Annotated in this window: 16 protein-coding genes; 10 read left to right on the forward strand and 6 right to left on the reverse strand. The window is 69.3% G+C overall.

The genetic code is table 11. The features are described from left to right. The first annotated feature begins 9 nt into the window (after positions 1-9). The 7 genes from OED52_RS19910 to OED52_RS19940 all read left to right on the forward strand — a co-directional run bounded on the left by OED52_RS19910 (position 10) and on the right by OED52_RS19940 (position 7,225). A complete protein-coding gene (locus OED52_RS19910) occupies positions 10-1,575 on the forward strand; it encodes a long-chain-fatty-acid--CoA ligase (protein WP_264152536.1) in 1,566 nt (521 codons plus the stop codon). Next, positions 1,572-2,636: an MBL fold metallo-hydrolase gene (locus OED52_RS19915; protein ID WP_264152537.1), complete on the forward strand. Its 1,065-nt coding sequence runs from the start codon at positions 1,572-1,574 to the stop codon at positions 2,634-2,636. Before OED52_RS19910 ends, OED52_RS19915 begins: the two co-directional genes overlap by 4 nt. A gap of 1 nt (position 2,637) precedes the next feature. Next, positions 2,638-3,399, forward strand: coding sequence for a crotonase/enoyl-CoA hydratase family protein (locus tag OED52_RS19920; RefSeq protein ID WP_264152538.1), 762 nt, complete (start codon positions 2,638-2,640; stop codon positions 3,397-3,399). Positions 3,400-3,489: 90 nt separating this feature from the next. Then, positions 3,490-4,359 (forward strand): LysR family transcriptional regulator, encoded by an 870-nt coding sequence (locus tag OED52_RS19925; RefSeq protein WP_264152539.1) that lies wholly within the window; start codon positions 3,490-3,492, stop codon positions 4,357-4,359. Positions 4,360-4,363: 4 nt separating this feature from the next. Then, positions 4,364-5,239 (forward strand): LysR family transcriptional regulator, encoded by an 876-nt coding sequence (locus tag OED52_RS19930; protein WP_264152540.1) that lies wholly within the window; start codon positions 4,364-4,366, stop codon positions 5,237-5,239. A gap of 66 nt (positions 5,240-5,305) precedes the next feature. Continuing rightward, positions 5,306-6,295 carry a class I SAM-dependent methyltransferase gene (locus OED52_RS19935; RefSeq protein WP_413247691.1) on the forward strand — a complete coding sequence of 330 codons (990 nt, stop codon included), beginning with the start codon at positions 5,306-5,308 and terminating at the stop codon, positions 6,293-6,295. Between the two features lie 69 nt (positions 6,296-6,364). Then, positions 6,365-7,225, forward strand: a complete 861-nt coding sequence (locus tag OED52_RS19940; protein WP_264152541.1) for a hypothetical protein — start codon at positions 6,365-6,367, stop codon at positions 7,223-7,225. Between the two features lie 75 nt (positions 7,226-7,300). Here the strand turns inward: OED52_RS19940 and OED52_RS19945 are convergent, their stop codons facing one another. Both OED52_RS19945 and fabG read right to left on the reverse strand, forming a co-directional pair. After that, complete coding sequence (locus OED52_RS19945; protein WP_264152542.1) at positions 7,301-8,512, reverse strand: acetyl-CoA C-acetyltransferase; 1,212 nt, start codon at positions 8,510-8,512, stop codon at positions 7,301-7,303. A 47-nt stretch (positions 8,513-8,559) separates the two neighbouring features. Further along, on the reverse strand, positions 8,560-9,300 hold the full coding sequence (gene fabG, locus OED52_RS19950; protein ID WP_264152543.1) for a 3-oxoacyl-ACP reductase FabG: 741 nt from the start codon (positions 9,298-9,300) through the stop codon (positions 8,560-8,562). A gap of 165 nt (positions 9,301-9,465) precedes the next feature. Here fabG and OED52_RS19955 point away from each other — a divergent pair, with 165 nt between their 5' ends. Continuing rightward, on the forward strand, positions 9,466-10,650 hold the full coding sequence (locus OED52_RS19955) for an acyl-CoA dehydrogenase family protein (RefSeq protein WP_264152544.1): 1,185 nt from the start codon (positions 9,466-9,468) through the stop codon (positions 10,648-10,650). 119 nt (positions 10,651-10,769) lie between these two features. On the opposite strand, the gene OED52_RS19960 is transcribed toward OED52_RS19955, so the two are convergent. From OED52_RS19960 to OED52_RS19975, 4 genes are all read right to left on the reverse strand, one after another. Next, positions 10,770-12,431, reverse strand: a complete 1,662-nt coding sequence (locus OED52_RS19960; RefSeq protein WP_264152545.1) for a class I adenylate-forming enzyme family protein — start codon at positions 12,429-12,431, stop codon at positions 10,770-10,772. Between the two features lie 14 nt (positions 12,432-12,445). Continuing rightward, positions 12,446-13,210 carry an SDR family NAD(P)-dependent oxidoreductase gene (locus OED52_RS19965; RefSeq protein WP_264152546.1) on the reverse strand — a complete coding sequence of 255 codons (765 nt, stop codon included), beginning with the start codon at positions 13,208-13,210 and terminating at the stop codon, positions 12,446-12,448. Positions 13,211-13,256: 46 nt separating this feature from the next. Then, positions 13,257-14,387, reverse strand: a complete 1,131-nt coding sequence (locus OED52_RS19970) for a thiolase family protein (protein WP_264152547.1) — start codon at positions 14,385-14,387, stop codon at positions 13,257-13,259. A 164-nt stretch (positions 14,388-14,551) separates the two neighbouring features. Next, positions 14,552-15,904: an MFS transporter gene (locus tag OED52_RS19975; RefSeq protein ID WP_264152548.1), complete on the reverse strand. Its 1,353-nt coding sequence runs from the start codon at positions 15,902-15,904 to the stop codon at positions 14,552-14,554. A 367-nt stretch (positions 15,905-16,271) separates the two neighbouring features. Between OED52_RS19975 and OED52_RS19980 the strand changes: the two genes are divergently transcribed. Both OED52_RS19980 and OED52_RS19985 read left to right on the forward strand, forming a co-directional pair. After that, positions 16,272-17,516 carry a CoA transferase gene (locus OED52_RS19980; protein ID WP_264152549.1) on the forward strand — a complete coding sequence of 415 codons (1,245 nt, stop codon included), beginning with the start codon at positions 16,272-16,274 and terminating at the stop codon, positions 17,514-17,516. Further along, positions 17,513-18,706: an acyl-CoA dehydrogenase family protein gene (locus OED52_RS19985; protein WP_264152550.1), complete on the forward strand. Its 1,194-nt coding sequence runs from the start codon at positions 17,513-17,515 to the stop codon at positions 18,704-18,706. Before OED52_RS19980 ends, OED52_RS19985 begins: the two co-directional genes overlap by 4 nt. Positions 18,707-18,738 lie beyond the last annotated feature (32 nt).

Consider the following 18,738-nt stretch of genomic DNA (forward strand, 5'->3'; position numbering starts at 1 on the left):
GAGCGTGATGTGAGCGAGTTGCACCTTCCCAACCGCATCCGGCGGATGGCAGCGGAGCACCCCGATCGTGCTGCGGTCAGCTCCGGCGACACGACCCTCACCTACTCGCAGTTCGACGACCTCACCAACCGCGTCGCCTCGGCGCTCACCACCGTGCCCGTCGAGTCGAAGCGGATCGGTGCGCTGCTGCGCATGGGCCTGCCCGGCGCCGCGTCCTTCGTCGGCTGCGCGAAGGCCGGGCTCGTGTTCACCCCGCTCAACTGGCGTCTGAACCCCGCCGAGGTCGCCGACATCGCCGACGACGCCCAGCTCGACGCGCTGATCGTCGAGGCCGAGTTCGCCGACTCCGCCCGCGCCGTCGCGAAGGTCCGGCCCGGCATCCCGATCGTGGTGGTCGGCGACCCCGCCGCGGTGCCCGATGCCCGGTCGTGGGACGACTTCGTCGCCTCCGGCGACGGGGTGGATCCCGGTTTCGGCGACGATCCCGCGACCGAGCTGCTGCAGCTGTACACCTCCGGCACGACGGGCCGCCCGAAGGGCGTCGTGGCCACCCACCACAACCTGTTCAACGAGCCTCAGAACTTCGCGTTGTACGAGTTCACCGACGACTCCGTCGCCCTCGACGCCCTGCCGCTGTTCCACATCGCCGGTACCGGCTGGATGAGCACGACCCTCTCGGCGGGTCTGCACCTGGTGCTGCTCGGCGAGATGCGCCCGAATCTCGTCGCCGAAGCGATCGCCGAGCACCGCATCACCCACGCCTTCCTGGTGCCGTCGGTGATCGGGATGCTCGTCGAGATGCCCGATCTCGCCGAGTACGACCTGTCGTCGCTGCGACTCGTCGCCTACGGCGCCTCCCCCATCACCCCCGCGCAGCTGGCCCGCGCGATGGACACCCTCGGCTGCCGGTTCGTGCAGCGCTACGGCATGACCGAGACGATGGGGGCGCTCACCGCCCTGCGCGCCGACGACCACGACCCGCACGGCGCACGCTCGTATCTGCTGCGGTCGGCCGGCACCCCGCTGCCCGGCGTCGACGTGCAGATCCGCGATCTCGCCACCGGTGAGCCGCTGCCCGCCGGGCAGACCGGCGAGATCGTGTGCCGCTCCCGCAACAACACCCCCGGATACTGGCGGCGCGACGCCGAGAACGCGGCGCTGTTCACCGCCGACGGTTTCCTGCGCACCGGCGACGCCGGGCACATCGACGAGGACGGCTATCTGTTCGTCACCGACCGGGTGAAGGACATGATCATCTCCGGCGGCGAGAACGTCTACCCCATCGAGGTGGAGTCGGTGCTGGCCGAGCACCCGGCCATCGCGGAGGTCGCCGTCGTCGGGGTGCCCGACGACCGGTGGGGCGAAGCCGTCGTCGCCGCCGTGCGGATCGCGCCGGGCGCCGAGCGCCCGAGCGAGGACGAACTCGTGCAGTTCACTGTCGAGCGGCTCGCCTCCTACAAGAAGCCGCAGCGCATCCACTTCCTCGACGAGCTGCCCCGCAACGCCAGCGGCAAGATCCTCAAGCGCACGTTGCGCAACGAGTTCGCTCCCGCCCCGGAGGGGAGCACCTCGTGATCGTCACCGAGGACGTCGGCGTCGTCCAGCGCGAGGCATGGGCGGCGAAGGTGCTGCCACCCGTCGAGGAGGTCCGGCCGGGACTGTGGTCGATCCCGGTGCCGATGCCGCGGAATCCGTTGCGCTACGTGCTCTCCTACGCGCTCGCCCTCGACGACGGTCTCGCCCTCATCGACCTCGGCATGGACACCGAGGAGTCCTGGGACGCGCTGGTACGCGGTGTCGCCGCGACCGGTCACCACATCACCGAGGTGCGCTACGCGGCGATCACCCACCTGCACCCCGACCACTTCGGTCTCGCACCGCGGCTGCGGGAGACGACCGGCGCGACCATCGCGATGCACGCCGCCGACGCCACCGCCCTGGGGCACTTCACCCCCGTGGACACCGCCGCCGAGAAGGAGGCCTGGCGCGTCGACCTGACCGGCTTGGGTGCGCCCCCGGAGGTCGTCGAGGCCGAGCGGCTCCAGCTCGTGCGGTTCCCGCCCGGGGAGAGCGCCGATATCGTCCTGGCCCACGGTGACCGGCTCGACCTGCCCGGATGGAACGTCGAGGCGGTGTGGACCCCCGGCCACACCCCGGGCCACCTCGCGTTCGTCGACCGCGACCGCGACCTGCTGTTCAGCGGCGACCACATGCTGCCGCGCATCAGCCCCAACATCTCGTCCGGGCCGGGTGAGCTGCCCGACCCGCTGCACCGTTACCTGCTGTCGCTGCACGCCACCACGGCGCTGCCGGACTGCGAGGTGCTCCCCGCGCACGAGTACCGCTTCCGCGGGGTCGTCGAACGGGCCCGCCAGTTGATGGAGCACCACGAGGACCGGCTCACCGAGATCCGCGACGCCGTGGCGGCGCGACCGGAGTCGACGGCCTGGGAGCTCACCCGGAACGTGACGTGGTCTCGCCCCGTCGACGCGATGACCCCACGTCTGAAACGCCTCGCGGTGCGCGAGACCCAGGCGCACCTGATCGTCCTCTCCGACCGGGGCGACGTCCGTTCCGACGACGGCACTCCTGCCCGCTGGACCCTCTCCTCCACCGCTACGAAGAAAGAACACTGACATGAGCGTTGTCCTCACCGAATTCGCCGACGGCGTCGCCGTTTTCACCCTCAACCGCCCCGAGGCCAAGAATGCCGTGAACCTCGAGGTCTCCGAGGCGCTCGCCGCCGCCATCGACGAGTTCGAGGCACGCCCCGACCTCACCATCGGTATCCTCACCGGCGCCGGTGGCACCTTCTGCGCCGGCATGGACCTCAAGGCGTTCGCCCGCGGTGAGCGCCCGTCGATCCCCGGCCGCGGCTTCGGTGGCATCACCGAGGCCCCGCCCACCAAGCCACTCATCGCCGCGGTCGAGGGCTGGGCGCTGGCCGGTGGGTGCGAGCTGGCGCTGTCCGCCGACCTGATCGTCGCCTCCCGCGAGGCGAAGTTCGGCATCCCCGAGGTCAAGCGCGGCCTCGCCGCCGCGGCCGGAGGTCTGCTGCGCCTGCCGAAGATCCTGCCGTACCCGCTCGCGATGGAGATGGCCATCACCGGCGATCCGCTCACCGCCGAGCGCGCCCACGCGTACGGCCTGGTCAACCGGCTTGCCGAGCCCGGTGAGGCACTGACCGTCGCGAAGGAACTCGCCGCGCGGGTCGCCGAGAACGGGCCGCTGGCCGTGAAGGCCACCAAGCAGGTCCTGTCGATGGCCGCGAACTACACCGATCCCGACGCCTTCGTCGCCCAGCGCAAGTTCATCGAGCCGGTCTTCGCCTCGTCCGACGCCAAGGAGGGGGCCCAGGCGTTCGCCGAGAAACGCGCCCCGGTCTGGACCGGCGCCTAGGTCCCCGAGAACCGTCCCGGATCGCTCCCCGAGGGCCGATCCGGGACGGTTGCGTGCGGGCCGTTGTGGCCCGTCCCATACGATGGCGGGGTGGACCTGCACCTGGTGACCTATTTCGTGGCCGTCGTCGACCACGGCGGGATCACGAAAGCCGCTCAGGCTCTCTATATTTCGCAACCATCCTTGTCGCAGGCGATCCGTACGCTCGAGCGTCGCCTCGGAACGACCCTGTTCGACCGCAGCGGGCGCCGCCTCACCCTCACCGAGGACGGCCGCACCCTCGAGGTCGCCGCGCGCCGCATCCTCGCCGACGTCGAGCGAGCCAAGCAGAAGGTCGCGGCGGTGCGCGACCTCCAGGCCGGCCGCGTCGAGATCGTCACCTATGCGACCTTCTCGATCCACCCGATCATCGAGTTCGTCCAGCGCTTCCGGCAGCAGTACCCGAGCCTGACCGTGCGGGTCAACGACGCCGAAGGACCCGCCGGGGTGCACGCCGCCCTGCGCCGCGGGGAGGCGGAGATCGGCATCACCGACCTGTCCGTCGAGCACGCCGGCATGATCACCAAGCACGTGCTGGACCAGGAGATGGTGCTCGCCCTGCACCCCGACCTCGCCACCGACGTGCCCGAACCGATCACCCGGGCCGAGGTCCGCGAGTTCCCCCTGGTCCTCGACCTCGGTTCCCGCGCGAGCGCCGCCCGCACCGGCGAACTGCTCGGCGAGCAGAATGTCGTCGTCGACTGCTCCAACCAGGCCGCGCTGTGGCAGTTCGTCGAACGCGGCACCGCGGGCACGGTGGTGCCGCGGCGTGTCGCCGAGAAGCAGATCCCCGGCGCGGTCGTGCGGTCGCTGGACCCGCCCTTCCGGCGTCCCGTCGGGCTGGTGATGCGGCCCGGTGAACTCTCCCCCGCCGCCGCCGCGTTCGTGGCGACCACCACCTCCACCACCTGGGAAGCGTGACGACATGGAGTTCCGGCAGGTCGAATACTTCCTCGCCGTCGTCGAGAACGACGGGATCAACGGCGCCGCAGCCGAACTCGGTGTAGCTCAGCCGACCGTCTCGCAGGCGCTGCGCAGTCTCGAGCGCGAGCTCGGGGTGCAGCTGTTCCACCGCATCGGACGGGGCATGGTGCTCACCGCGGCGGGCAAGGCCCTCATCGGTCCGAGCCGTCAGATCCTGCGTGATGTGAACGCCGTCGAGGAGCTGCTCACCGTGTCGACCGGGGAAGTGACCGGCCGCCTGGACCTGATGGTCTTCCCCGCCCTCGCGACGGGGCCGATCGTCGATCTGGTGACGGACTTCCGGCGGTTGCATCCCAAGGTCACCGCGCGGCTCGGCGACCTGCGCGACGAGGAATCCACCGCGTCGGTTCTCCGCGACGGGCACTGCGAGTTCGTCGTCACCCACCTCCCGGTCGAGGACCGGGTGGGCCTCGAGGTCATCGAGCTCGGGCACACCGAGTACTGGCTGGCCTACCCGCAGGGCACCGACCTGCCGCCCGGCCCGCTGCCCCTGACCGAGCTGCCCGACATGCCGATGGTGTTCGTACCCCGCGGGATGGGATCGGTGAGCGACTCCATCGACCACGCGATGCGGCAGGCCCGGATCCGGCGGCCCATCTCGGTGCTCACCGACCACCGCGAGGCACGTCTGCCGATGGTCATCGCGGGTCTCGGCGGGTCGTTCGTCGAGCGGTCGCTGGCGGAGGCGGCGCAGGACGTCGCGGTGGTGCGCCCGTGCGAGCCGACCTTCACCCAGTCCTACGGCCTGGTCTTCGACCCGGCGGCGTTGTCGAAGGTGGGCCGGGCGTTCGTCGACTACGTGCGCTCCTCGGAGTAGCAACCGGCCCGATCCGGGGTCACCATGGGGGTAGACATCCGCTCCGGAACCCGGAGGTGACCTCCCGTGTCCACCTCGACGACCACCCCTCCCCTCACCGACTCCCCGGACGCCTTCGCTCAGCGCATCCTCGATGCCGTCCTCGGTGCGATGGACGCCCTCGCCATCCATCTCGGCGACCGGCTCGGCTGGTACCGCAGCCTCGCCGAGGACGGCCCCGCCAGCCCCGTCGAACTCGCCGAGCGCACCGGCACCGATGCCCGGTACGCCCGTGAATGGCTCGAGCAGCAGGCGGTGACGGGCATCCTCGGCGTCGACGAGGACGGTCGCTTCTCCCTGTCCCCGGTCGGCGTCGCGGTCCTCGCCGATCCGCACAGCCTGGCCTACAGCACCCCGATGGCGCGGATGGTGTGCGGTGCGGCGATGCATCTGCCGGAACTGCTCGAGGCCTACCGGACCGGCGGCGGGGTCTCGTGGTCGCGGCTCGGGCGCGACGCGCGCGAATCGCAGGCCGACGCGAACCGGCCGTGGTTCGAGCACCGTCTCGAAGGCGCGTTGCGGTCGGTCCCGGAACTCGACGCGGTGCTGCGGAAGCCGGGCGCCCGACTGCTCGACATCGGTTGCGGCGCAGTCTGGTCCACGATCGCTCTCGCCCACGCCTGCCCCGGCGGGCACGTCGACGGGGTGGACGTCGACCTGGCCTCCGTCGAACTGGCCCGCACCAACGTGGAGTCGGACGACGCTGTGGCGCAGCGGATCACCGTCATCGAGTCCGACGCCGCCGATCTGCCCGAGGCGACCTACGACGCCGCTTTCGCGTTCGAGTGCATCCACGACATGCCGCAACCCGTCGAAGTGCTCGACGCGGTGCGGCGCACCCTCGCCCCGGGCGCCCCGCTGATCGTCGTCGACGAGGCGGTCGCCGAGACCTTCACCGCCCCCGGCGACGACGTCGAACGCCTGATTGTCCGAATGAGGTTGGGGGAGGTTGTGTTCGAGATTTTCGAAAATTTCGGACACAACCTCCCCGAACTTTCGTATGCGCCCTGTGGATAACGGCAGGTTGTCCACAATCCCCTGGTCGCGCGACGACCGGGACGCCGGCGAGTGGTGCAAGCTCGGCGCGTGATCGACTTCGACGAACCCTTCTCGGGCCGGGAGGCCCTCGCCGCCGGACACGTCTCGCGGCACCGCCTCGCCCGCGAGTTCGTGCACCTGCACCGCGACGTCTACATCCGGCGAGGCGTACCGGCGACACCCCTGCGGCGCGCGAAGGCGGCATGGTTGTGGTCCCGAGGCCGAGGTGTCCTCGCGGGAGTCTCGGCGGCCGCTGTGCACGGCACCCGGTGGCTCGACCCGGACGCACCGGCAGAACTCGTCCGCGGCGACCACGTCCGGCCGGTACCGGGGATCGTGGTGCGCCGGGCCACGAGGCTCGAGACGTGCGTGGTGGACGGCATGGCTGCCACGACACCCGCGCAGACGGCCTTCGATCTCGCCCGGCGCATGCCGCTCGACCGGGTGATCGAGACGATCGACGCGCTCTGCAACGCAACCGATCTGAAGGTGCACGAGATCGAGGAACTCGCGGCGGGAAACAAGGGCGCGCACGGTATCGGTGCCGTGCCGAGGGTGCTCGCACTCGTCGACGGCGGAGCCGCATCACCACCCGAGACCCGCACACGCCTGCTCCTGATCCGGGCCGGTCTGCCGCAACCGGAGACCCAGATCGAGGTGTTCGACGGTGACGAGTTCGTGGCGCGTGCCGACATGGGCTGGAAGCAGTGGCGGGTGCTCGTGGAGTACGTCGGGGCGCAGCACTGGACCGACCCCACGCAGCGCACCCGCGACATCGACCGGTACACGGTGCTGCCGGAACTGGGGTGGACCGTCCTACACGTGGGTGCCGACCTGCTGTACCGCAGGCCCGAGGTGTTCGTCGAACGGGTACGACGTGCCCTGGCGTCGGCCGGAACCCCGGTCTGAAAAGAGTTCGGGGAGGGTGTGTCCTGAAATTTCGAAAATTTCGGACACAACCTCCCCGAACCGGCAGCCGGCTGGTTACGAGACGCGCTCGAAGATCGCGGCCAGGCCCTGGCCGCCGCCGATGCACATGGTCTCGAGGCCGTAGCGGGCCTCGCGGCGGTGCAGCTCGCGGGCGAGGGTGGCGAGCATGCGGCCGCCGGTCGCGCCGACCGGGTGGCCGAGCGAGATGCCGGAGCCGTGGACGTTGGTGCGGTCGAAGTCGGTCTTGCCGAACTTCCACTCGCGGGTCACAGCGAGGGCCTGCGCGGCGAACGCCTCGTTGAGCTCGATGAGGTCGACGTCGGCGAGGGTGATGCCGGCCTTGGCGAGAGCGACCTCGGTGGCGGGCACGGGGCCGATGCCCATGATCTTGGGCGCGACACCGGCGACACCCCAGGACACGATCCGCACCAGCGGGGTCAGGCCCAGCTCGGCGGCCTTCTCCGGGGTGGTCACGAAGGCCATGGAGGCGGCGTCGTTCTGGCCGCTGGCGTTACCGGCGGTGACGGTGGCCTCCGGGTCCTGCTTGCCCATGATCGGCTTCAGCTTGGAGAGCGACTCGAGGCTGATGTCGGGACGCGGGTGCTCGTCGGTGTCGATGACCTCGTCGCCCTTGCGGCTGCTGACGGTCACCGGGATGATCTCCTCGGCGAGGATGCCGTTCTTCTGGGCCTCGACGGCACGCAGGTGCGAGTTGAGGGCCAGCTCGTCCTGCTCCTCGCGGGAGATCGAGTACTCGCGGCGCAGGTTCTCCGCGGTCTCGATCATGCCACCGGGCACCGGGTAGAAACGGCCGCCGGCGGTCTCGCGGGCACGGACCAGGCCGTCGTGCATCTTCACGCCGGTGCGGGCGCCGCCCCAGCGGATGTCGACGGAGTAGAACGCCGCGTTGCTCATCGACTCGGCGCCACCGGCGACGACGAGATCGTGGTCGCCGTTACCGACCTGGAAGGCAGCCTGGATGACGGCCTGCAGGCCCGAACCGCAGCGGCGGTCGATGTGCATGCCGGGCACCGTGATCGGCAGACCGGCGTCGAGGGCGACGACACGGCCGATGGCGGGAGCCTCGCTGTTGCCGTTGCAGTGACCGAGGATGACGTCCTGAACCTCTTCGGGCGCAACGCCGGTACGCTCGAGCAGGCCCTTGAGAGCCGCGACACCGAGATCGACTGCGGTGAGGGACTTGAACATTCCGCCGTAACGGCCGATCGGAGTACGGACCGGCTCGCAGATGACGACTTCGCGCATGATGACCTGAAGACCTTTCGGGGAGGAGGGGGGTGACGGAGGGTCCGTCACATGAAGCGGCCGCCGGTGACCTCGAGGACCGTTCCGGTCATGTAGGAGGACATGTCGGAGGCGAGGAACAGTGCGACGGAAGCGACTTCGTCGACCTCGCCGGGACGGCCCATGGGGATTTCGCTCATCTTCTGGTCCCAGGCCTTCTGCGGCATCGCCTCGGTCATCGCCGAGCGGATCAGGCCGGGCTGGATGGCGTTGACGCGCACTCCGTGGTGGGCCATCTCCTTGGCGGCGGCCTTGGTCAGGCCGACGATGCCGGCCTTGGCGGCCGAGTAGTTGGTCTGGCCGACCATGCCGACCTTGCCGGACAGCGAGGAGATGTTGACGATCGCGCCGCGCTTGGCCTCACGCATGATCGCGGCGGCCTTGCGGGTGCCGTGCCAGGTGCCCTTCAGGTGCACGGCGATGACCAGGTCGAAGTCCTCCTCGGTCATCGTGCGCATGGTGGCGTCGCGGGTGATGCCGGCGTTGTTGACGACGATGTCGAGCGAGCCGAAGCCGTCGACCGCCTCGGCGAGGAGGGTGTCCCAGTCGGATGCCTCGACGACGTTCGCCCGCACGGCCCGTGCCACGTCGCGGCCGCCGAGCTTCTCCGCGGCGGCGGTGGCGGCGTCGAGGTCGAGGTCGCCGATCACCACGCGTGCACCGGCATCGACGAACTGTTGTGCGATGGCGAACCCGATGCCCTGTGCGGCTCCGGTGATGACGGCAGTGCGATTCTCCAGCAGAGACATCTACGATTCCTTTCGCGGGGCTCGGGACGGCCCCCAGACAAGTCGATGCTCCGAATATAACGGCGATCCGGCTCGTTGAACGGCCTCGATCCATCGACAATGCCTATACGGGAATGGCGCCATTCGTATTGGACACCTTCCGGCGGCCGCACGAAGGTTGTAGACATGACACTCTCCATCCCCGCCCCCGAGGTCGACGAAGACGACTTCCGCGAGATCCTCGCCCAGACCCGCGCGTTCGTGCGCAACGTGGTCGTTCCCCGAGAGCAGGAGATCGCCGAGACGAATGCGATCCCCGAGGACATCCGCGCTGCCGCCAAGGAGATGGGCCTGTTCGGATACGCCATCCCGCAGCAATGGGGCGGGCTCGGCCTGAACCTGATGCAGGACGCCGAACTCGCAATGGAGCTCGGCTACACCACCTTGTCGCTGCGCTCGATGTTCGGCACCAACAACGGCATCGCCGGGCAGGTGCTCGTCAACTTCGGCACCGACGAGCAGAAGGCACAGTGGCTCGAGGGCATCGCCTCCGGCGAGGTCGTCGCCTCCTTCGCCCTGACCGAACCCGGCGCCGGCTCCAACCCGGCCGGTCTGCGCACCAAAGCCGTGCGCGACGGTGACGACTGGGTGATCACCGGCGAGAAGCGATTCATCACCAATGCCCCGTTGGCGAACCTGTTCGTGGTGTTCGCCCGCACCCGCCCGGCCGACGAGAACGGCCCCGGCATCGCGGTCTTCCTCGTCCCCGCCGACACCCCCGGTGTCTCGGTGGGCAACAAGGACGCCAAGATGGGTCAGGAGGGCGCCTGGACCGCCGACGTGCACTTCAACGACGTGCGCGTGCCGAACTCCGCCCTGATCGGTGGCAGCGAGGACGTCGGCTACAAGGCCGCGATGGTCTCCCTCGCCCGTGGCCGCGTGCACATCGCCGCGCTGTCGGTCGGGCAGGCGCAGCGCGCCCTCGACGAATCCGTCGCCTACGCCGCGACCGCCACCCAGGGCGGCACCCCGATCGGCAACTTCCAGCTGGTGCAGGCGATGATCGCCGACCAGCAGACCGGGGTCATGGCCGGCCGCGCCCTCGTGCGCGATGCCGCCCGCGCCTGGGTGGAGGAGACCGACCGCCGTATCGCCCCGTCGGTGGCGAAGCTGTTCTGCACCGAGATGGTCGGCAAGGTCGCCGATCTGGCCGTGCAGATCCACGGCGGCACCGGGTACATGCGCGAAGTCGCCGTGGAGCGGATCTACCGCGATGTGCGTCTGCTGCGCCTGTACGAGGGCACCAGCGAGATCCAGCGCCTGATCATCGGCGGCGGACTCGTCAAGCAGGAACAGAAGAAGAACTCCTGACCCTCGGGTGCGGCTCCGGGACCGAGCGTCCCGGAGCCGCATTCCTGTCCCGGATCGGTTTCCCGCACAGACGAAGAGGCCACCGGCACTGACGTGCCGGTGGCCTCTTCGCGTGTGGGTCAGGAAACCGTCAGACGCGATCGCAGATCGGTCTTGAGGATCTTGCCCGCGGCGGAGGTCGGCAGGGCGTCGACCAGCACCACCTCACGGATCTTCTTGTACGGCAGGACGCGTTCGGCCACATAGGACTTCAGCTCGTCCTCGTCCGGGTCCGAGCCCTCGACGGGGACCACGAACGCGACCGGCTCCTGCCCGACCGCGCCGGCGTCCCGGCCGACGACCGCGGCGGTGGACACCTGCGGATGGGTCACCAGGATCTCCTCGAGCTCACGCGGATACACGTTGTAGCCCTTGTAGATCAGCATGTCCTTGGCGCGGTCGGCGATGTAGACGAAACCGTCGGCGTCGCGGTAGGCGATGTCGCCGGTGGCGAGCCAGCCGTCGACGTACTGCTCCGCCGTGATCTCGGGGTGGCCGAGGTAGCCGTCGGTGACCTGGGGTCCCTTGATCCAGATCTCGCCGCGCTCACCGGCGCCGAGGACGACGGACGGGTCGGTCTGCGAACGGATCTCGATCTCGGTGTCGAACACCGGCAGGCCGACGCTGCCGAGCCGGTAGTCGGAGTCGACGACGAGCGGCATGGCCGTGACGACGCAGGTGCCCTCCGTCAGCCCGTAGCCCTCGGCGACCCGGGCGTTGGGGAACGCCCGCTGCAGGTTCTCGAGGGTCACGTGGTCGATCGGGGCCGCACCCGAGGAGACGACCCGCACGGTGCTCAGGTCGCGCGTCTCGACGTCGGGGTGGGTGGCCAGCGCGTGCCACATCGCGGGGCTGCCCGTGATGTAGCTGGCCTCGTACTGCTCGATCAGCACGAGCATCCGCGCCGGATCGAACCGGCCGGCGAGGACCTGGGTCAGGCCGCACGCGAGCAGGAACGAGGTGTTGATCAGTGCGTGCGCGTGGAACAACGGGGACACGACGATCGTCGACCCCTGCCCCGGGACCACACCGGCGATATCGAGATCGTCGATCTTTTCGAGCGACACCAGGCCGTCCTCGTCGGCGACGAGCTGGTGCCCGGCGCGCCACGCGCACATCTGCGTGACGTTGCCGATGACGTTGCGGTGCAGGACCCGCACGCCCTTCGAGATACCGGTGGTGCCACCGGTGTACGCGATGTGTGCGACGTCGTCGCCGGACACCGCGGCCGGTTCGAAGGCGGTGGGCCGGCCGTCGAGCAGGTCGGCGAACCGCACGACACCCGGGGCGGACGCCTCGACCGGGGTGTCCGAGACGACGGCGATCAGGCCGACGGTCGTACCGGCCGCGGCGCTCGCCAGGGTGCCGAACTGCTCGGGCTGTGTCACCGCCGCGACCGCCGCGGTCTCCTCGATCTGCCGGCGCAGGCCCGGTTCGGGCTGCAGCGGGTTGACGAGGGTGACCGCGGCGCCCACGCGCAGCGCACCGTAGTAGGCGATGTGGAAGTCGACACAGTTGCCGAGATGCAGCAGCACCACGTCGCGTTCGCGCACACCCGATTCGCGGAGTGCACCGGCGAACTGCGCCGAACGCTCGTCGAGTTCACGGAAGCTCAGGACCCGGTCGCCGTCGATGACGGCGGGCCGGTCGCCGTAGACGGCGGCAAGGCTCGGCGTCCACACCGCCATCGACGTCGCCGGATAGGACAGCGTCCGATTCACCCAGTCCGGACGGGAATTCATCGTCTGCTCCCGCATCAGCGCGGTGCCATGCGGATGGCACCGTCGAGACGGATCGTCTCGCCGTTGATGTAACCGTTCTCGAGGATGTTCGTGGCCAACCGGCCGAACTCGTCGGGGCGGCCCAGGCGCGACGGGTTGGGCACCGTGGCCTCGAGCGACTTGCGGACGTCCTCGCGCAGGCGGGCGAGCAGCGGGGTGTCCATGATGCCGGGGGCGATGGTGTTGACGCGGATGCCCTTGCTGGCGAGGTCGCGTGCCGCGACGATCGTCATGCCGACGATGCCGGCCTTGGACGCCGAGTAGTTGATCTGGCCGATCTGGCCCTCGAAGGCGGCGACGGAGGCCGTCATGACGATGGCGCCACGCTCGTCGTCGATGAGGTCGAGCTCGGCCATGCGCTCGGCGCCGAGGCGCAGGGCGTTGAAGGAGCCGATGAGGTTGAGGCGGATGACGAACTCGAAGTCCTCGAGCGAACCTGCCTTGCCCTCCTTGTCGAGGACGCGCATCTTGCGGCCGGCGCCGGCGCAGTGGACGACACCACGCAGGCCGCCGCGCTCGTGCGCGACGTCGAGGGCCGCGGCGAACTGCTCGGGATCGGTCACGTCGCCGGGAGCGAACACCGCGCCGTCGCCGAGTTCCTCGGCGACCTCGTCGCCGTTCGAGCTCGGCAGGTCGATGAGGGTGACGTTGCCGCCGGCGGCGAGGACGCGACGTGCCGTGGCGAGACCGAGACCGGAGGCGCCACCGGTGACGGCGACGGACAGACCCTTGAGTTCCATGCTGTGTTCCTTACGTGTCGAAGCGGGAGTCGAGAAAGGTTCGGGATCAGAGGAGTTCGAGAATGGTGGCGTTGGCCATGCCGCCGGCCTCGCACATCGACTGCAGGCCGTAGCGGATGCCGTTGTCGCGCATGTGGTGCACGAGGCGGGTCATGAGGATCGCGCCGGACCCACCGAGCGGGTGGCCGACGCCGATGGCGCCGCCGAGCGGGTTGAGACGGTCGGGCTTGGCGCCGGTCTCGGCGAGCCAGGCCAGCGGCACCGGGGCGAAGGCCTCGTTGATCTCGAAGGCACCGATGTCGTCGATGGACAGGCCGGAACGCTTCAGCGCCTTCCCGGTGGCGGGGATCGGGCCGGTGAGCATGACGACCGGGTCGTCGGCGGCGACGACGGCGGTGTGGATGCGCGCGAGCGGGGTCCAGCCCTGCGCCGCAGCGTATTCGCTGGTGGTGATGAGCAGGGCGCCGGCGCCGTCGGAAATCTGCGAGGAGTTGCCGGCGTGGATCACGCCGTCCTCCTTGAAGACCGTCTTGAGCTTGCCGAGCGACTCGAGGGTGCCGCCGCGGCGGATGCCCTCGTCCGTGGCGAAATCGCCGACCGGGACGATCTGGCCGGTGAAGGCCCCGGCGTCGGTGGCGGCCGCGGACAGTTCGTGCGAGCGCAGCGAGTACTCGTCGAGTTGCGTGCGGGAGAAGCCCCACTTCTCGGCGATCATCTCGGCGCCGATGCCCTGGCTGAAGCCGCCGACCTCGAAGCGGTCGAGGACGTTCTGCGGGAAGTGCTGGCCGTCCTTGCTGGCGCTGCCCATCGGCACGCGGCTCATGGACTCGACACCACCGGCGACCACGACGTCGTTCTGGCCGGAGACGACGGTGGCGGCGGCGAAGGACACGGCCTGCTGGGCCGACCCGCACGCCCGGTTGATGGTGGTGGCGGGCACGGTGACGGGCCATCCGGCCGCGAAGACGGCGCTGCGCGAGACGATTCCGGCCTGGTCGCCGACCTGGCTGACGCAACCCCACTGGACGTCGTCGATCGTGGCGGGATCGAGGCCGGTCCGCTCGGCCAGCGCGGTCAGCACGTGGGCGGACAGGTTGACGGGGTGGATTTCGGACAGTGCACCACCGCGACGTCCGATGGGGGTACGGACGGCGTCGACGATCACGGCATCGCGCATGCGAATCGGTCCTTTGCTGTTGCGGACACGGTTGCCGGGCAACCATGGTGGGTAAACGACGACCGGCCGGGTGGCGGCCCTCACATTCGAGGAGACCATGCACCCGGCCGGTAGGGGAAAGTCTTTCGGCGGAAGCCTCCGTTAGGTGGAAGCTATGCCGTTCGTCAGGCGATGCCCCGGATCAGCTTGCGATCGCGTTCGGGGTTGGCGAAGACCAGCACCGCCACCGCGGCGATCGCACCGACGATGCCGATGGCCTGGAACGCTGCCGCGTAGCCCTCGGCGGGCGTGGCGGCGTTGTCGACGAGCACACCGGTCGCGTAGGGGGCGACGAGGCCGCCGACGGCCATGAGGGCGAGGAAGACACCCATCGTGCCGGCGGTCTGCTGCGGCGGGCACAGCTCCGAGATCGCCGCGTTGATCAGCGGGAACGCGATGGAGCCGATGCCGTAGCCGAAGGAGACGACCGCGACGGCGAGCGCCGGGGTGCTGATCGAGGGCAGGAACACCAGGATGGCGCCGCACAGGAGGACACCGACGGACGGGACGATGATGCGCACGACCCGCGAGCGGTAGCCCTTGCCGAGCAGCCGGTCGGTGACGGTGCCGGAGAAGATCATCAGGCACAGGCCCACGATGGACGGCAGGGCGAACATCGAACCGGCCTGCATGGCGCTGTAGCCGAGACCGACCTCGAAGTAGGACGGCAGCCAGGTCAGCACCACGGTCGACAGAGCGTAGACGACCATGATCAGGGCGGCGCAGCTGATGAAGGTGCGGGTCAGCAGGATCTTGTGCCACGGAACCGACGGTTCGGTCGAGGCGGTGTCGGCGTTCTCGACGGCCTTGGCGGTCTTGGCCGTCTTGGCGGTGAAGGGGCCTTCCTTCCAGCCCGTCAGCCAGCACAGGACCCAGACGGCGCCGAGCACCGACAGCGCGATCAACGCCATCTTCCAGCCGTAGTTGACGGTGATGAAGGTCAGGACGGGCGCGAGCAGGATCTTGGCGACCGAGGCGGAACCGGTGAGGAAGGCGCCCGGCAGGCCGCGCTTGGCCGGCGGGTGCCACGAATAGGTGGCGGTGTGCATGAGCGCCGAGCTGGGGCCCTCGGCGAAACCGAGGAGCATGCGGCACACGACCAGCACCGCGAACGACGCGCTCACCACGAGCGGCAGCATCACGACCGACCAGACCAGACCGAGGGCGAGCAGCGCCCAGCGCAGGGTGAGGTACTTGTTCAGCGGGCCGGCGAGGAAGCCGCCGACGGTGAACGTGACGAAGAAGAGCGAACCGACCAGACCGATCTGCGAGGAGTTCAGTCCGAGGTCACGCGCCAGGGGCTGGGCGATGATGCCGAGCACCGCCTTGTCGGCGTAGTTCACGACGTACAGGAAGATGACGAGCCCCGTCATTCCCCATGCACGGCCCGGGGTCACCAGGGGTGTCGAGACCTTCTCGGGTTCGGACGGGCCGTCGGCGGCACCGGATGTGCCGCGCACGATTTCGCCTGTGGTCACTGGGAGTCCCTTCAGAACTCGGATGGATGACCGGCGTACGAACGTCCGTGGGACTTCGTCTGCCGGGAGAACGTCACGCCTGGCGTTGGCGTGTATTCAACGTGAGCCGGGTCACCACAGGCAAAGAGCGGGTTGCGAACGAATCGATCACCAAAACCTATGATTCGTCACAAGCGGGTTCCGGAAGGTCCGTGCTGGTCCCCGGATCATTGGTCTGCGCTAACCGAGCGATAGCCGATCGGTGGCTGTTGCCGGTGCCACCCCCGGGGCATGCTGACTGTGCACCGGGCCGGGACACATGTCTTCGGCCCCACCGGGACACGACCGTGTCCCCCACGAGACCCGCGACGAGGACAGCGAGCACAGCATGAACTCCACCGCTTCCACCGACGAGCTGCCCTCGTCCACTGCTCCCCTGGCCGGGGTGCGTGTGGTCGAGGTGTCGAGCTTCGTGGCCGCCCCGTTGTGCGGAATGACCCTGGCCGCGCTCGGCGCCGACGTCGTGCGCGTCGATCCGATCGGAGGGGCCGCCGACTACCGGCGCTGGCCGGTCACCGACGACAACGAGTCGATCTACTGGGCCGGGCTGAACAAGGGCAAGCGTTCGTTCGCCGCCGACTTCCGTGATCCCGGGGCGCAGGCGCTGATCCGCGATCTGATCATCGACGCCGGGGTGCTGGTCACCAACGCCGCCGGCCGTTCGTGGCTGGACTACGACGAGCTCGCCGCGGTGCGCCCGGACCTGATCCACGTGCAGGTCCTCGGCCGCGCCGACGGCACCGGCGCGGTGGACTACACCGTCAACGCCGCCGCCGGGTTCCCGCAGGTCACCGGCCCGGAGAACATCTCCGCCCCGGTCAACCACGTGCTGCCCGCCTGGGACGTCAGCTGCGGGCTGTACGCGGCGCTGTCGGTGGTCTCGGCGGTCTACCGCAGGGAGATCACCGGCGCCGGTACCAAGGTGGTGCTGCCGCTCGAGGACGTCGCGTTCGCCACCGTCGGCAATCTCGGCTACATCGCCGAGGCGCAGCTCGGCCGCCCCGAACGTCCCAAGGTCGGCAACGGTGTCTACGGCACCTACGGCGCGGACTTCGCCACCCGTGACGGCGTCCGGTTCATGATCGTCGCGCTGACTCCGCGGCACTTCCGCGACCTGACCGAGCTGACCGGCACCACCGAGGCGGTGACCGCCCTCGAATCCGCCCTCGGGGTGAGTTTCAAGGACGAAGGTGCCCGCTTCGAGCACCGCCACGTGCTCGACAGCCTGTTCGGCGCCTGGTTTGCCCGCCACAGCGGCGACGAGGTCGAGAAGGCCCTGGCCGGCACCTCGATCCTGCACGAGCGCTACCGCACCTTCGCCGAACTCGCCGCCGACCCGCGGGTGACCGACAACCCGATGTTCACCCGGCTCGAGCAGCCGCGGATCGGCACCTACCACGCGCCGAGCACCCCCATGTCGTTCGACGGCCGCTATCCCGAGGTGCGCCCCGCGCCCGCCAACGGCGACGACACCGCCGAGGTCCTCACCGAACGACTCGGGTTGACCGACGAGGAGATCGACGCCCTGGCCGCCTCCGGCACCATCCGTACCACGCAGAAGGATCACGCATGACCCGCCTCGCCCAGACCCTCGGCCTGACCGAGTTCCAGACCGAGATCCTGGACACCGTCCGCGCTTTCGTCGACCGGGAGATCATCCCCAACGCGCAGGAACTCGAGCACTCGGACACCTACCCGCAGGCCATCGTCGACCAGATGCGCGAGATGGGTCTGTTCGGGCTGATGATCCCCGAGGAGTACGGCGGGCTCGGCGAGTCGCTGCTGACCTACGCGCTGTGCGTGGAGGAACTGGCCCGCGGCTGGATGAGCGTCTCCGGTGTCATCAACACCCATTTCATCGTCGCGTACATGATCCGCCAGCACGGCACCGAGGCGCAGAAGCAGCACTTCCTGCCGCGCATGGCCACCGGCGAGGTCCGCGGGGCGTTCTCGATGTCCGAACCCGAACTCGGTTCCGACGTCGCCGCGATCCGCACCAAGGCCAAGCGCGACGCCGAGGGCAACTACACCATCAACGGCCAGAAGATGTGGCTGACCAACGGTGGCTCCTCCACCCTGGTCGCCGCGCTGGTGCGCACCGAGGAAGGTGCCGAGAAGCCGCACAAGAACCTGACCACCTTCCTGATCGAGAAGCCGGCCGGTTTCGGTGAGGTCGCGCCGGGCCTGACCATCCCCGGCAAGATCGACAAGATGGGTTACAAGGGCATCGACACCACCGAGCTCGTCTTCGACGACTACAGGGCCTCGGCCGATTCGATCCTCGGCGGCACCCCCGGCAAGGGCTTCTTCCAGATGATGGACGGTGTCGAGGTCGGCCGCGTCAACGTCTCCGCCCGTGCCTGCGGTGTTGCGATCCGCGCCTTCGAGCTCGCCGCCCGGTACGCGCAGCAGCGCACCACCTTCGGCAAGCCCATCGCCGAGCACCAGGCGATCGCGTTCTCCCTCGCCGAGATGGCCACCAAGGTCGAGGCCGCCCATCTGATGATGGTCAATGCTGCGCGCCTGAAGGATTCGGGTGAGCGCAACGACGTCGCGGCCGGCATGGCGAAGTACCTCACCAGCGAGTACTGTTCCGAGGTCACCCAGGCTTCCTTCCGCATCCACGGCGGCTACGGCTACTCCAAGGAGTACGAGATCGAGCGCCTCATGCGCGAGGCCCCCTTCCTGCTCATCGGTGAGGGCACCAGCGAGATCCAGAAGACCATCATCAGCAAGGGCCTCCTGCGCGAGTACGCGCTGTAAGGTCATCTCCCACAACTACATCCATCTCCGGA

This window comes from Rhodococcus sp. Z13, from assembly GCF_025837095.1.
Taxonomy (GTDB): Bacteria; Actinomycetota; Actinomycetes; order Mycobacteriales; family Mycobacteriaceae; genus Rhodococcus; species Rhodococcus sacchari.

Bases quoted from the DNA above. Each gene is read 5' to 3' on its own strand.
- OED52_RS19955 (WP_264152544.1), top strand. From the start codon at position 9,466: ATGACACTCTCCATCCCCGCCCCCGAGGTCGACGAAGACGACTTCCGC.
- OED52_RS19980 (WP_264152549.1), top strand. From the start codon at position 16,272: ATGAACTCCACCGCTTCCACCGACGAGCTGCCCTCGTCCACTGCTCCC.
- fabG (WP_264152543.1), bottom strand. From the start codon at position 9,300: ATGTCTCTGCTGGAGAATCGCACTGCCGTCATCACCGGAGCCGCACAG.
- OED52_RS19930 (WP_264152540.1), top strand. From the start codon at position 4,364: ATGGAGTTCCGGCAGGTCGAATACTTCCTCGCCGTCGTCGAGAACGAC.
- OED52_RS19965 (WP_264152546.1), bottom strand. From the start codon at position 13,210: ATGGAACTCAAGGGTCTGTCCGTCGCCGTCACCGGTGGCGCCTCCGGT.
- OED52_RS19985 (WP_264152550.1), top strand. From the start codon at position 17,513: ATGACCCGCCTCGCCCAGACCCTCGGCCTGACCGAGTTCCAGACCGAG.
- OED52_RS19920 (WP_264152538.1), top strand. From the start codon at position 2,638: ATGAGCGTTGTCCTCACCGAATTCGCCGACGGCGTCGCCGTTTTCACC.
- OED52_RS19970 (WP_264152547.1), bottom strand. From the start codon at position 14,387: ATGCGCGATGCCGTGATCGTCGACGCCGTCCGTACCCCCATCGGACGT.
- OED52_RS19945 (WP_264152542.1), bottom strand. From the start codon at position 8,512: ATGCGCGAAGTCGTCATCTGCGAGCCGGTCCGTACTCCGATCGGCCGT.
- OED52_RS19960 (WP_264152545.1), bottom strand. From the start codon at position 12,431: ATGAATTCCCGTCCGGACTGGGTGAATCGGACGCTGTCCTATCCGGCG.